Annotated in this window: 16 protein-coding genes; all 16 read right to left on the minus strand. The window is 61.4% G+C overall.

Annotated elements, in window-relative coordinates; all coding sequences use genetic code 11:
* The coding region (locus ASG25_RS21685) for a hypothetical protein (RefSeq protein WP_200942864.1) at positions 1–309 on the minus strand (309 nt) is incomplete at its 3' end.
* A gap of 128 nt (positions 310–437) precedes the next feature.
* Positions 438–1571, minus strand: coding sequence for a S49 family peptidase (locus tag ASG25_RS21690; RefSeq protein ID WP_244479485.1), 1134 nt, complete (start codon positions 1569–1571; stop codon positions 438–440).
* Positions 1558–2979: phage portal protein (locus tag ASG25_RS21695; RefSeq protein WP_210168470.1), on the minus strand; the 1422-nt coding region annotated here is incomplete at its 5' end. The genes ASG25_RS21695 and ASG25_RS21690, both read right to left, overlap by 14 nt.
* A gap of 191 nt (positions 2980–3170) precedes the next feature.
* The gene (locus ASG25_RS23565) at positions 3171–4109 is read right to left on the minus strand and encodes a terminase TerL endonuclease subunit (RefSeq protein WP_244479486.1); all 939 of its coding nucleotides are present in this window, start codon (positions 4107–4109) and stop codon (positions 3171–3173) included.
* Positions 4110–4162: 53 nt separating this feature from the next.
* Entirely contained in the window at positions 4163–4987 is an 825-nt protein-coding gene (locus ASG25_RS23570) for a terminase large subunit (protein ID WP_244479487.1), read from the minus strand.
* A 1-nt stretch (position 4988) separates the two neighbouring features.
* Complete coding sequence (locus ASG25_RS21705; RefSeq protein WP_244479488.1) at positions 4989–5504, minus strand: hypothetical protein; 516 nt, start codon at positions 5502–5504, stop codon at positions 4989–4991.
* An 84-nt stretch (positions 5505–5588) separates the two neighbouring features.
* Positions 5589–5900, minus strand: a complete 312-nt coding sequence (locus ASG25_RS21710; protein ID WP_062479469.1) for a hypothetical protein — start codon at positions 5898–5900, stop codon at positions 5589–5591.
* Entirely contained in the window at positions 5900–6217 is a 318-nt protein-coding gene (locus ASG25_RS21715; protein WP_062479472.1) for an HNH endonuclease signature motif containing protein, read from the minus strand. Before ASG25_RS21715 ends, ASG25_RS21710 begins: the two co-directional genes overlap by 1 nt.
* Positions 6218–6438: 221 nt before the next feature.
* Positions 6439–7134, minus strand: coding sequence for a transcription termination/antitermination NusG family protein (locus ASG25_RS21720; protein ID WP_062479479.1), 696 nt, complete (start codon positions 7132–7134; stop codon positions 6439–6441).
* Complete coding sequence (locus ASG25_RS21725) at positions 7118–8341, minus strand: helix-turn-helix domain-containing protein (protein WP_062479482.1); 1224 nt, start codon at positions 8339–8341, stop codon at positions 7118–7120. The genes ASG25_RS21720 and ASG25_RS21725 overlap by 17 nt, the downstream gene beginning before the upstream one ends.
* Positions 8338–8643 (minus strand): hypothetical protein, encoded by a 306-nt coding sequence (locus ASG25_RS21730; RefSeq protein ID WP_062479485.1) that lies wholly within the window; start codon positions 8641–8643, stop codon positions 8338–8340. The genes ASG25_RS21725 and ASG25_RS21730 overlap by 4 nt, the downstream gene beginning before the upstream one ends.
* Complete coding sequence (locus ASG25_RS22440; protein WP_244479489.1) at positions 8640–10760, minus strand: MT-A70 family methyltransferase; 2121 nt, start codon at positions 10758–10760, stop codon at positions 8640–8642. The genes ASG25_RS21730 and ASG25_RS22440 overlap by 4 nt, the downstream gene beginning before the upstream one ends.
* Positions 10753–11049, minus strand: coding sequence for a DUF2312 domain-containing protein (locus tag ASG25_RS21740; protein ID WP_062479583.1), 297 nt, complete (start codon positions 11047–11049; stop codon positions 10753–10755). The genes ASG25_RS22440 and ASG25_RS21740 overlap by 8 nt, the downstream gene beginning before the upstream one ends.
* A gap of 56 nt (positions 11050–11105) precedes the next feature.
* A complete protein-coding gene (locus ASG25_RS21745) occupies positions 11106–11330 on the minus strand; it encodes a hypothetical protein (protein ID WP_156466921.1) in 225 nt (74 codons plus the stop codon).
* A 208-nt stretch (positions 11331–11538) separates the two neighbouring features.
* The gene (locus tag ASG25_RS21750) at positions 11539–11991 is read right to left on the minus strand and encodes a phage regulatory CII family protein (protein WP_062479491.1); all 453 of its coding nucleotides are present in this window, start codon (positions 11989–11991) and stop codon (positions 11539–11541) included.
* 223 nt (positions 11992–12214) lie between these two features.
* On the minus strand, positions 12215–12430 hold the full coding sequence (locus ASG25_RS22445) for a YdaS family helix-turn-helix protein (RefSeq protein WP_082480508.1): 216 nt from the start codon (positions 12428–12430) through the stop codon (positions 12215–12217).
* Positions 12431–12456 lie beyond the last annotated feature (26 nt).

Here is a 12456-nt window from a genome sequence, read left to right on the forward strand (position 1 = left end):
AGCGGCGCCGGCGATCGCCAGCATCTGCTCGCCGAGCGAGGAGAAGCGCGCGCCTTCGCGGCCCTGCGCATTGTTGCGGTCGGCGTTTTCGTTCGGGTCAATCACGCTACCGACCGAGCGCTGGCGCTCCATCTGGCGTTCGGCGCGAACGATCTGATCGTCGAGCGCCGTCAGCTCGGCAGAGATCGCGTCGTCGCGAGCGGCTTCCTGATCGGTCAGGCCGCGGTGTTCGGAGGCGGCCAGATCGAAAGCGCTCTGCGCTTCCTTGACCAGATCGGCGCGCTTCTGGCGAAGAACCTTGATTGTCATGTACATGCTCCGTTGATGAGAGAACCGGGTGAATGGGGCGCAGGAAGTCAGCCCACTGTCCCGGCGGTCGTGGGGCGCTGAAGAGATGTCGGTGGGATGCGGCCTATCGGATCCGTGGCCGCGCGTGATCAGCCGTTGCGCGACCGATGAGCGTGGCGACGGCGCCGGAAGGCATCGCGATCGCTTTCTGTGGCGGACGGCGCAGAAGCATCCAGCGCGTTGCCGCTCACCTGCGGGTCTGATGGAACGTCAACAGGAGGCAAAACTGGCGCTTCCGGTTCGGTGGCATCGGCGGTCGCATGCAGGATCGTGTCATGATCCGCGCGAGGTCCGGATGCGGTCTTCATGGAAGCGACCCGGCGCAGCGTCTCGTCCAGCGTGGCAACCCGATCGGCCATGCCAAGCTTGACCGCGACCTTGTCTTTCTCGACGCGCCCTTCCCCGAAGCCGCCGACAACATCGCTGACCTTGACGCCGCGGCCGCGGGCAACGTCTGTCGTGAAGTCGCGGTAGTAGTCGTCGATCTGGGCCTGCAGCGCTTGTGTCGCCTCATCCGTCAGGGGTTCGTACTGGTTGCCTTCGACCTTGTACTTGCCAGCCGAGACGAACGTGAACTTGACGCCCTGCGCTTCCGCAGCCTTCGAGACATCACGATGCAAACCATAAACACCAATCGAACCGACTTGACCGCCGGGTGTCACTACGATCTCGTCGCAGGCCGATGCAATCCAATACGCTGCCGACGCGGCCAGGCTGTCGACCTGCGCAATGATCGGTTTCTGCCCGCGCGCCTTGAAGATCTCGTTTGCCAGAACCTGCACGCCGTGGACGTTTCCGCCTGGGCTGTTGAAGCGTAGCACGATGGCCTTCACGGATGCATCGCCCAACGCATTGCGGAAGCTCCGCATCACGCGCTCGGTAGAGGTCCCGCCTGGTCCGCTGATGTCGTCGACCTCAGACGCATGCTGCGCGATGATGCCGAACACCGAGATGACTGCGATAACAGAAGCGACCGGCGCCGGCGAACCACCCTCACCGCGACCGAAAACACCGACCTGATCAAGGGTGGCCGCACTGAAGAGCGTCGCAACGCCGTTCGGCTCACGCTCGCCCTTGAGCGCTGCAATCTCACTCGCCGACAGGCGAATGCCCTCGGCACGCCGCTCGACGACTTCCGCGATGGCTTGGAGCCGGTCAGGCGTGATCGCCCATGGGTGCTGGACGATGGCTGCATGCAGGTGAGGAAATCTAATTGTCATCATCAGGCTCCGGAACAGTGTCAGAGATCGAGGGGCCGCCGTTATGACCGATCAAGGCGCTGGCCGTGTCGTCGGACCGGTGGTTCGGCATGTTGTCGGGCGTCGTAGTGTTCGTTGGCACGAGGGGCTCATCGAGACCGTCGAGCGGATTGTAGCCCAGCGCCTCACGGGCCTCATTGCGCGTGAGGATCCCGTTGAGAACGAGCCGTGAGAAGAAGTCGGCCTGCGCCTTGGAATCGCCCGCAATCAGCGGCTCCACATCGAACGCGGCCTCATAGATGTTTGGCGCGAGAATAAGATCGCGGCGGATCGCGCCGGTCCAGCAGCTCAGCCACGGCATCAGGTTATTGCGAACGAAGGCCAGCATAATGGCCTCGACACCGGTACCCCATGAACTCGTCTTGGTCATGTGGTGCAACAGGACGAGCGGCACGTCGAACCAGCGCGCGATCTCCTCGATCTGGAATTCGCGTGTTTGCAGGAACTGCGCCTCTTCGGAATCAAGGCTGATGCTTTCGAACTTGGCACCTTGCTCCAGGATCGGCGTCTTGCTGGCATTGCCGAGGCCTGAGAAGTTCGCATTCCACTGCGACTTGAAACGCTCAAACGCCGCGTCGCTCATCTGCTTCTCGACAGTCACGACACCGGATGGCCGTGCACCATTCGAGAACAGCCGAGCGCCATGCTCTTCGGCGGCCAGGGCCAGTCCGATGGTCTCGCGTGCGTAGGCCACGGGGCTCACGCCGACGAGACCGCCAGGTGCCATGTGCGACCGTAGATGGAGAACCTCATCCTGCAGCAGGATCCTGTTTCCCTTGATCGGGTCGGCGACCAGATACCGGATGCTCTGATCGGCCAGACGCTCGACATGCACGCGGTCCGGATGGATCGGCTCGAGGCTGTCGGCAAACCCGCGCGGTCCAGAGACAATTTCAGAGTAGGCATTTCCGCGCAGCGCGAGGTGGCCCATCATCATCGCCTTGAAGTCCCAAGCCGACTGCCAGTGGTTCGGCTGGTACTCCAGAAGGTCGTTCAATGGATGCGATGGCGCCTCCGAACGCTTCTTTGTCACAGGATCGCGCTGATACATTCGTAGCGGGAGCGTCGCGACTGTTTTTGAGAGAAGGCCGATACATGCGTAGGCCGCCGACACGCGCATCGCACCGTCTTCAGTGACGCGGCGGCCGGACAGGCTCATGCTGGACACACCGCCGCCATCGTACCAGCGATCATCGTCGGCCGGCGGCGGTGCCTTGCTGTCCGACGAGGCACGCACGCCGCCAAGCATTGCGGAGAACAGACCCATGCTCAGCGTCCGCCGCGCACAGTGCCGAGAACGGCCAGGCCGACCAGAATGCCGCCGGCAACCATGAAGCCCGCAGGCGGGTAGTGCAGCCAGGCGCCGTAGCCTNCGTCCGCCGCGCACAGTGCCGAGAACGGCCAGGCCGACCAGAATGCCGCCGGCAACCATGAAGCCCGCAGGCGGGTAGTGCAGCCAGGCGCCGTAGCCCGAAAGTGCTGCGCCACAGATGCCGATGATCTCGCGGCCGGTCTGCCGATCGATCCTGATCGACGACGATACGGCCTTGGTGTCTTCTGTCATCAGGCTACCCTCAATCCACGTTCTTCATAGACGGACCGACCGGCCGCCTCGGGGTTGGTAATCATCACCGTGACCGCGTCGAACAGCGCCATGGCCGGGTCTATCTTGGCGTCGCCGGCGTTCTGCTTGGTGGCGCGAATCGCGGTTGCGGTCGGCTCGATCTTGATGTTGCCGATGCACCAATCCATCATTCGGCTCGCCGAGTGGACGAAGGTGCCGTTTGCCAGCTTTCGCTCGGTGGTCTTGATGGCGTTCATCAGCTTGTAGCCCTGACCCACGCCCTCTATCTGACCACCCTCCGGCGTGATCCCGATCTTTGCGAGCTCCTCAACGAACTCGCCGTACGGACCTTCGTTATCGATCGCAACGCAGGCGAGCAGCCCGGCCTCGTTGATCTCCGCGATGATCTCAATGATCTCGCTAACGTCCTTCAGCTCGTCGTCGACTATGGTGAGATCACCGTCCGCCTTGAAGTCCATGAGCGTCGAGGCAATCGACTGGCGCCGATCGAGAACACCCTCGTGACACCATGCGCGCGACACGCTGAGCCAGCGCCTCGTTTCTTTCTCACGTCCGAGTGCTGCAAAACCGAACAGGTCATCCAGCCCGCCGCCATCGATCCCGACCACGATGACTTCCGAGCGCTCCATCAGCGTCTTCATCGTGAGCGTCGTATCGATCCGCCGGTCCCAGAACTCCGCCCCCGGCCACGCATCGGTCTTGATGCCAATACCGATCTCGATGTTGAGATGCTGGCTTGCCCAAATGCGGATATCGCGCTCGCCCTTGACCCGCTCACCTTCCCAGTCGAGCACCAGGCTATGAAGCCGCATCGACCGGCCGAGGTTCGGCATGACCATTCCCCAGTTCTCCGGGTCCTGCCACTTGAACGGGTCGCTGGCGATATCGTCCGGGAACTCGTAGAGGATCGGCAGCATTGCCCGGATCAACTTGCCCCGGTAGTTGCCATTGCGGATCTTGCGCGCCGTGATCAGCTCGTCGCGGAAGACGCCCGCCGGCGGCGCATCGCTCTGCGTCGTGATGATGATGAGCAGGCCTTCGGCGCCGTGATCAGCTCGTCGCGGAAGACGCCCGCCGGCGGCGCATCGCTCTGCGTCGTGATGATGATGAGCAGGCCTTCGGCATTCTTCTCGAGACCGCCGCGGATCTGGCGCATCACCTGCGCTGCGTGCGGGTTTCGTCCGAGCAAATGAAGTTCGTCGAGCAGGACCACGACAGGCATCGAGCCCGTCAGAATGTCGAGCGCGAAGGTCTTCACCTTCATCATCGAGCCGTTCAGAAGATCCTCGATCCTCTTCTCGTGCCAGACGATGTGAAACCGGCCGGACCGGCCGGGCCCGCCATAGAGCTCGGGAGCAGCCTGAATCATACCTGCCGCCTGCAGGAAGGCCCGGTCGGAAACGGACTGCGTCGGGCCGATAAACAGCATCTCGGCATTGTGCCGGCGGTTCATCAGCATGGCGACGATAATCAACCCGCCGCTGTATGTCGTTTTCGACTGCCCCTTCGGCACCAACGCGAAGATCTCGCGGATCATGCGAACGTGCTCGCTCGGATCATAGCAGCCAAAGGCGGCGCGGACGATGCCGCGGAACCAGGGACCGCAAGCATCGCGCATCTTCGGCTGGCCAATGACATCCGGGAGCCGGAGCTCGTCGAAGATCTCGACAGCGAGATCCGCCTCTTCCTCAAACAACGGAAGATCCGGGATCAGCGACTGGCCGTTGCGGATACGGTTCTCCCAGTCGACACAACTCAGATCCCATCCAACTGCCTGACGAACATGCGCGGTCATGTCAGTTCAACTTGTCATTGTCGGTGGTCCGCATCGCCATCAGGCGACCGAGCGGCGTTGCGGTATCCGGCGTACGCGCGTCCTGAAGGGCCTGCTCCTTCTTGCCCAACTTCGCCGGCTTTTTCGGCTGGCTCTGCTCGGCAACCCGGCGGGCAAAGTCGCTGTCGGCGATCGCCGCCTTGTCGAGCTTCTTGCCCAGCTCCTTGATCGCCGCGACGTTGCCCGCTTCGACTTCCTCGTAGAGGCGCAAGAGCACGGTGCCTTCAAGCTGGAAGCGCGCCGTTTGCCGGCAGGCGAGTTCTCGAAAATAATGTTTGCGCAAAGTCGGCTCCGTGATGCCAAGAGCTGCGGCAATTTCCGCTTCCTTCCGGCCCATCGCCAGCAACAGTCTGACTTTGCATCGCTTTTTATCATCGACCAGATGAGGGGGGCGTCCCCGCTTTCCCCAGCCCTCGGGAACCTCATCACCAAAGAGGTCAAAAACTGCAGGCATACAAAAAAAACCTCTCGCTCGCACCCAAGCGGTTGGGGCCCTTGGACCCTGTGGACTTTCGACCCCCTACCCCCCTGCGGCACTCCTGCCCGCAATGAGTGGTCAGGCTCAGTCGCTGGGTCCAGTCATGGCGTTGATGCCGTGCGCCAGTCTCTCGACTTCAGCCCTAACCTCTGGTCGGGCGTGACTGACAAAGCTCTCGTGAAGGATGACCCTGCCGTGACGGCCCATCAGCTTGGCGGTAGATGACCGCTTGAGGATACCAATGACCTGGCACCTGCTCGAAATGACTGGATCGCGGCGCTCACGGATGCCTTTGGCCAACCAACGAGACACCTCGTTGGTCGCCGTGACAACGACGACATCGCCGTCCGGCAGAGCATCTATGAAGGCCTTGGCCTGGTCCATTTGCTCACCCATCAGAACCGCTCCGCCATCCGCCTGGCACGTTGCGCCAAGGTCTTGGTCGTGTGGCACGAGCCACAGAGAAGCTTGATGTTTGAGGGATCGAGCAACGGCCCGCCATCCTTCAGCTCTACGATGTGGTCGCCGAAGATGCGTGTGTTGACCCGACCGCATCCCACCTCCTCGCACCGACGACCGCGCTCAGCGATAAGACGGTGCATCAGCGACCGCCATTCCGGGGACAGGTAGAAGGCATCGGCCGTCTTTGGCTTCGGCTTGACGACCCGCGCATCGATCTGGCGAATGGTAGGCTTGATGGAACGAAGACGCATACTTCTAGAATGCAAAAGGCGACCTCTCGGCCGCCTCGTCGTCTGGTCATAGCTTTCGCACTGGCCCTGAATCGGTGCCTCTATCGAGGCTGTCAGGGTGAGGGTCTGCCCGGCTACCTACCTGAGAGTTTCCTCTCTTTGCCTCGCGTCCTGCCGAGACATTCAGGGCCGAAGCCCAAGGGTTGCACTGAGATCGCAGATCATCCGTTGCGCATTTCTAGTCACAGCTTCGCCAGTGATGCAAGTGGGAGCTCGAAAGATGTTTCCTGCCCAAATAGCTTTGTCATCGCCTTACAACGAGGGCTCTTTCCTTTCCCGATCGAGACAACCACGCACTCAAATTTTGCGAATGGACCGAGCATGACGCGTGCCCTTTCGCCGACGACAAACCGTGTCTCAGCAGCCTCCGCAGTTGCTGAAGCTTTGGACAGCGCAATCCCTGTAAGCTCCCTTACTTTCTCATTGAAATCATTGACCGACTGCTGTGATACCCTGTGCGGCCGCGCAGGACCGCCAACGATGCCGCTGACAAATTTAAGCCTGAGAAGCGACATCATGGCACCGGGAGAATATACGCACCGAACAAGCACATAGCCTGCCATCCAAGGCGTGCGCGGCTTCTCCCAAAGTCGACCACGGCGCAGCACAACGCCACCTGGTTCGCACTGAACTAGTGCCTCTACATCTGCACCAAGAAGAGCACTTTCCACAGCGAACTCTTTCCGAGGCTCGACATGGAGGCAGTACCATGAAGCCTGCTCTGGGATCTCGGCAACCAGCTTACGGCTCGCCATCGACAAATCGCGAATCGCCATCTGCTCGCTGATGCCGCAGCGAAGAAGTTTCGCGTCATCAAACGGATGCAGCGGTACCGGCTTGGTGAAGTCATAGATGGCGTTCCTATGCTGCATGTTCATCGCCCTGTCTCCGAGTGGTGAGATAATCCGAGATCGCATCCACGAAGCGCTCCAGGGCAACAGCAGGTGCCTCGCCATCGTCCACAGCAGGAAAATAGACCCATTCCGCCACGCGCCTGCGATCAAGTGTCGGCCAACCACGCCGCTCATGCTCCGCCATCCAAGCCTCAAAAAGCGGGCTCTCTCGGTGTACCTGACGAAAGTCAGAAGCAGCATCTTCCAGCGCCAGAGGGCAGTGCGTGGGGCGCCTGTCGGCCGCGCTCTCATGCATTGCGTTGACCAGTGGCCAGCCGAAGCGAGTGACCTTCTGCGCCTTCACATCGGCGAGCGTCAGCTTGCCAGCGCGGATCTGCGCCTGCTCGAAGCCCGTAGGGCCAGGTATGTTCGTGGCATGCGGCAAAAGCAGCTCTGCGAAGCGAGTAGCCATCCAGAGCTTGCCAAAGGGGCCAGCAATGGCCGTCTTCGGCTTTGCGGCTTCAACCGGGTCAGGAGCAGCCGTCCAGAGCTTTTCCCGGAAATAGGTCGAAGGTGCAGGTACGTGCGATTTCTTCTGCGCCTTCAGCATCGCCAGCCAGGCAGGAAAGCGGACAGTCGCTTGCTCGCGCTCGTCGTCGGACAGCTTCATCCAAACGATCAGCGCCGGCTCTTTCGGCATGCCATCGAAGCCGGGCCAGTTCTTCACCAGCTTCCAGAAAGCAGCCTCGGCCTTTTTCGCATCGCTCGATGGCTGGTCGTTCTTTTCCGAAGCCCCGCGCCCGCCCTCTCTCAAATTTACTGGTTCACTTACTGGTTCCCTTACAGGGTTACTGTCCAGATTCTGGACACGGCTTTCGCCATTTTCTGGACACGGCTCGGGCCGATTTCTGGACACGGCTTCGTCAGACCCGTGTCCAGTTTCTGGACGCGGCTTTTGCGCATTTTGCCGCTCGAAACCCGGCTCAAACGGGAAGCGGTACCGCGTGGATTCCTGACGTCGGGTGCCCTTCGTGCGCCGCTGCTCGCGCGCAATCAGCCCGGCCGCTTCGAGGTCGTTGAGATGAACGTTCAGCGTCGAGCGCGGCAGTTCGCAGTCGTCCGCAAGCGTGTCCTGACTCGGAAAGCAGCCATAGTCCGGATGGTATCGGTCGCACAGGTGCCAGAGCACCAGCTTGGCAGCCGGCCGCAAACCACGCTGCTTGATCGCCCAGTTGGTGGCGTCGAAACTCATGATACAGCTGCCCTCTGCGCATCTCCATGCGCGATCTTGATCAAGCCCTGGCGGGCCTCTGTGCGTGCGGCGAGCAGCGCAGCGGGCACCTCGCCGGTCTTTGGGTCGCGCCGGGCGCTGTCGCAGGCAACTTCTATGTCGAGCGCGTGCACGCCCCACTGGCAGCCAGAGGAGCGCAGAATGGCGCGTACGGGGATCATTTCGCGCACAAGGATGCAGACCGGTGCGGCGAGCAGCCACGCCGCTCGCTCCGCGTTGTCCTGCGCGTCCGCGAGGAGCTCGACGATAGGGAGATGGCTCATGCCGCCACCTTGCCCTTCGCCATCTCACGTGCAGCCATACCCGCCGCCGAGACGCTCAGGAACTTCCCCGCATACTTGAAGAACTTGTCCTCCAGCCCGTGGATCACGAGCCATGCGCCCGCCTCGCCGCGCGTGCTGATGTTCGGCGATATTAGCTTCTTGCCGTCGTCATACGGCATGAGATCCTTGCCATGAAGCAACGAGACGCTGCGGTCGTCAGGCTCGGAGTTAGAGAGATGAGCCATGATACTGCGGGCATTCTTGACGGACAGGCTCTTGCACTCCAACGCGAACTTCACCGCGCCAAAAACCTCTTCTCGCTCCGTAAACTGCAACGTCTCCAGCAGATCCTTCCAGTGGCTATCGGTGCAGAGATCGACAGCATGGAACCAGCGCCACTGGGCTCCAAAGTCCCGCCCGAACTCGTCAAGATCCTGCCATTCGGGTCGAACACCCGTTTTCGCCTCGATCTCATGCAGAAGAGGCGCGACATCCTCCCGTTCCCAAAGCAGCGGATGACGCAGCAGGATGCGGCTGACGTCCCCGCCAAACCGCTTCCTGTCCATGTATTCGACAGGAAAACGGAAAAGACGCGATGGCAGCTGTACGTTCGCAGGGCCGCTTAGGCCCCTGTTTAGATCGAGGAGAAAGCCGTTGCCCGCCAGTCCGGCGGCCAGAATCGCCTCGCGAACTTGATCCGGCGGCTCATCTGGCACGGCAACCGGCGTCTCGACCTGTGCTGGCCCGTCCTCTTGAACGGCCTCCGGCTCGCCAGCCTCAAAGCCCCAGAACGCCCAGGTTGGACCGTTGCGCACATCAGCGAAGTGCAGGCTTTCTTTACGCTGGAAAAGCTCCAGCTTTCGCATGTCCGGAAACAGCCTGTCGATCTCTTTTGCAAACCACATCGGCTTGCGGCTGTGTTCCGTCTTCGCCTCGCTATAAAGGCTTTCAGGCTGCGTCCCCATTTCCAAACCCGGAAAATCGCCGCGCTTGCAGATAAGCAGATGCTCGGTCCGATCGCGGACCCATCGGCCCATACCGATGTTCATTTTGTCCCAGGTGATCGCCGTTACATAACGGAAGCCCCATGCCTCGATAATGGAAAGCCCGTCAGAAAACCGGTTTGTGGTGACCCAGAAGAACAGCAGTGCGTCGGGCGTAAAGGGAGAGCGATCGCCGGCACACAGCGCCCGCCCGTCTTCAATGGACATGGCAGGGTACATCAGACCCCTGTCCTGCCCCGTCGTCTCACTCCATGCCTCCTGCTCCCACGGAAAATCGCAGTAACCAATCGGAAAGGCAGCGCGCGGCATCTCGCCGGCCGTCACTTTCCCGTGGGCCGCGATCGCGTTGATGATACCGGTCCGGACAGCCCGTTTCGTCGACATCTTCTCGGTGCGGATTTCTTTGGCTTCCGCTTCTTTGGCCTTATCGACCTCGAACAGGGCCCGGACGTAAACCGTCTGCTCTTCCGCGCGCAGGCTCTTGAGCCGATCTAGTACGACGCCCTTGTCGTGGCGCGTGCCGCGCAGCATGCGCAACGCCTGCTCCGAGATCTTTTCGCCGCGTTCTGAATCGCGCTGGATGGCGCGCTCGGACTGGCCTGTCGCTTCAGCCGTTGCGGCCGTGAAGCGCTTTGGCGCGTCGGAGCCTTCGCCAACTTGGCGAACCCTCGGCGAGTGCTGATTAGACCCGAGATCCGTCTCCGGGTGCTTCATCAGGTAAAGCTCTTTCCGGCGAAACACGAACAGCGCCCGGTCGGCAGGCGTCAGCTCCGCCCGGCAAAGGTTCTCGTCGATCTCCCACAGCTCGGCGTCGAACGCGTCCTCCTCCCGCACCACGGCCGCGATCCATTCGCGCCCGAGCTGGCGCACGGCTTCAAGCCGATGCGCGCCGGCCGCGAGAAACATCTGCCTCCCGTCTTCGCCGCCTAGAAACAACGAGATCGGCGTCCGAAGTCCGAGATCCGCGATCGACACTTTGAGCGCATCCACCTTGACCTGGTCGACGCTGCGCAGCCGATGCCCGATGACGATCTCGTCGACCCGCACGGCCGAGGCCATATCGCCGTTTCCGGTTTTGATCGAGAACTCGCTTTCCCATGCCAGCTTAGCCACTGACGCCTCCATCGATCATGCCAAGTGCGGCCAGATAGGTGTCGAGCACTGTCTCGAATTCCATTCGCTCATTCGGGTCTTGCTTGCGGATCTTCAGCACGGCGCGCATGACTTTCGGATCAAAGCCAGTGCCTTTGGCCTCGGCGAACACTTCCTTGATGTCGTCCGCTACGCCGGCTTTCTCCTCCTCCAAGCGCTCAATCCGTTCGAGGAAGCTGCGCAGCTGGTCGGCCGCGACGTTCGGGCCGCCGCTGATTACCTTTGCCCGTGTCTCCCGGCGTTCACTCATCGCCTCGTCGGCCGGAACAGCCGGGTTCCGCGGCGTGTAGGGGTCGTATTTGCTCATCAGTGCGCTCCCCGCAGGCGCGTCAGATAGGCCCTGCCCTTGTTGGTGATTTCGATCGCGCGGCGATCCACACCTGCAGGCCCGACCAGGCCAAGCGGCAGGAGCGTGCGAACATGTTCACGGTCAGCCGGCGCCTGGATGAAAAGCCGACCGCCCGCGCCTTCGAGCTTTCGCAGGAAGGCGCGGGCGGGAGGGACGAGCACGACGTCGAGGGTTGATGGCACGCAGGTCAATTTCGCGCCTCCCCGATCCCACTTTCGCGAAGAACGTCGAGAGCACTGCTCAAGGCGCGCACGGCACTCGCATCGTCGAGGCCTGCGGAGACTGCCACGATCGCGGCGGTCGTCATGATCTGAGCAGTCGCCTCGACGGGATCTGGCGACAAACGGGCTGTAAGATCTAAAGCGAGTGAGGTCGTTTCATCTCTTGCGGTCACAGCGCACCGCCGATCATCACAGTGTCAAGCCGCGCTAGATCCCGATGAGCTGCCGCGATGCGCTCGCGTACTGCACGGCGTTCGGCAGCATCCAGGTGGCCGTCCTCGATTGCCTTTGCCACTTCGCGGACGACGTCGCCGAGTATGCCGTCGAGCCGAAGAATAGCGAGCGCAGTAATCGAACCAAAAGACGGGGCTGCATCTTCTCGGATTGCCTCGGACATCGCCGTCATCAAAAATGGGTGACCTGTGCGCCGATCGAGTTCTACCGCCAGATCCATCCGAATGAACGTCTCGCGCCACTCCTCGCCTTCAGACGCATATTTCGTCAGCGTCGACGAGCGCACGCCCAGCGCTTCGGCAGCACGGCTAACGCCGCCTAAAGCTTCGTAGGCAGCAGCGGTCGCGGCTTTGATAATTTTTGCATGAACGTCGGAAATAGCGCGCACGAAAGCACCCCCGAAATGAGGTCAAGGAAAAAGCTGATGAGAAAGGATTCCGTGAAGGAACCGAGGCGTCGCCTTACGGTCAGGTCATCACATCATGGAGGGCCTTGAGCCGATGACATACAGAACAAAAAGCCACCGGAGCGCCGGAGGTGACGAGCACTCCGGTGGCAGTCGGCAGAGTAGGCCTCTGCCCAGCTCTGCGGGGAACCGGCAAGATGACTCGTCATTCGGCGGCCTCCCTGGGCGTCGGACCGAAGATATCCGGTCGAAGACAATGGCGAGAAATTCCGGTGATATCTTCGACCGCAAGCACTCGACCAGCTGGCACATGACGCCACTGCAGAACAGCCGGCGGCGAAATAGACAACTTGCGCGCCAACTCGCTCGCACTGCCGGCAGCAAGGAATACGGTTTTAAGATCGGTAGGGGCTTGCGTCATGGCTGGATATAAGTCTCGCTTAGAAA

The organism is Rhizobium sp. Leaf384, assembly GCF_001424065.1.
Taxonomy (GTDB): Bacteria; Pseudomonadota; Alphaproteobacteria; order Rhizobiales; family Rhizobiaceae; genus Ferranicluibacter.

Coding starts and splice junctions, on each gene's coding strand:
- ASG25_RS23570 (WP_244479487.1), bottom strand. CDS start 4,987: ATGACCGCGCATGTTCGTCAGGCAGTTGGATGGGATCTGAGTTGTGTC.
- ASG25_RS21715 (WP_062479472.1), bottom strand. CDS start 6,217: ATGCGTCTTCGTTCCATCAAGCCTACCATTCGCCAGATCGATGCGCGG.
- ASG25_RS22445 (WP_082480508.1), bottom strand. CDS start 12,430: ATGACGCAAGCCCCTACCGATCTTAAAACCGTATTCCTTGCTGCCGGC.
- ASG25_RS21710 (WP_062479469.1), bottom strand. CDS start 5,900: ATGGGTGAGCAAATGGACCAGGCCAAGGCCTTCATAGATGCTCTGCCG.
- ASG25_RS21720 (WP_062479479.1), bottom strand. CDS start 7,134: ATGAACATGCAGCATAGGAACGCCATCTATGACTTCACCAAGCCGGTA.
- ASG25_RS21740 (WP_062479583.1), bottom strand. CDS start 11,049: ATGAGTGAACGCCGGGAGACACGGGCAAAGGTAATCAGCGGCGGCCCG.
- ASG25_RS21690 (WP_244479485.1), bottom strand. CDS start 1,571: ATGATGACAATTAGATTTCCTCACCTGCATGCAGCCATCGTCCAGCAC.
- ASG25_RS21725 (WP_062479482.1), bottom strand. CDS start 8,341: ATGAGTTTCGACGCCACCAACTGGGCGATCAAGCAGCGTGGTTTGCGG.
- ASG25_RS21730 (WP_062479485.1), bottom strand. CDS start 8,643: ATGAGCCATCTCCCTATCGTCGAGCTCCTCGCGGACGCGCAGGACAAC.
- ASG25_RS23565 (WP_244479486.1), bottom strand. CDS start 4,109: ATGCTGCCGATCCTCTACGAGTTCCCGGACGATATCGCCAGCGACCCG.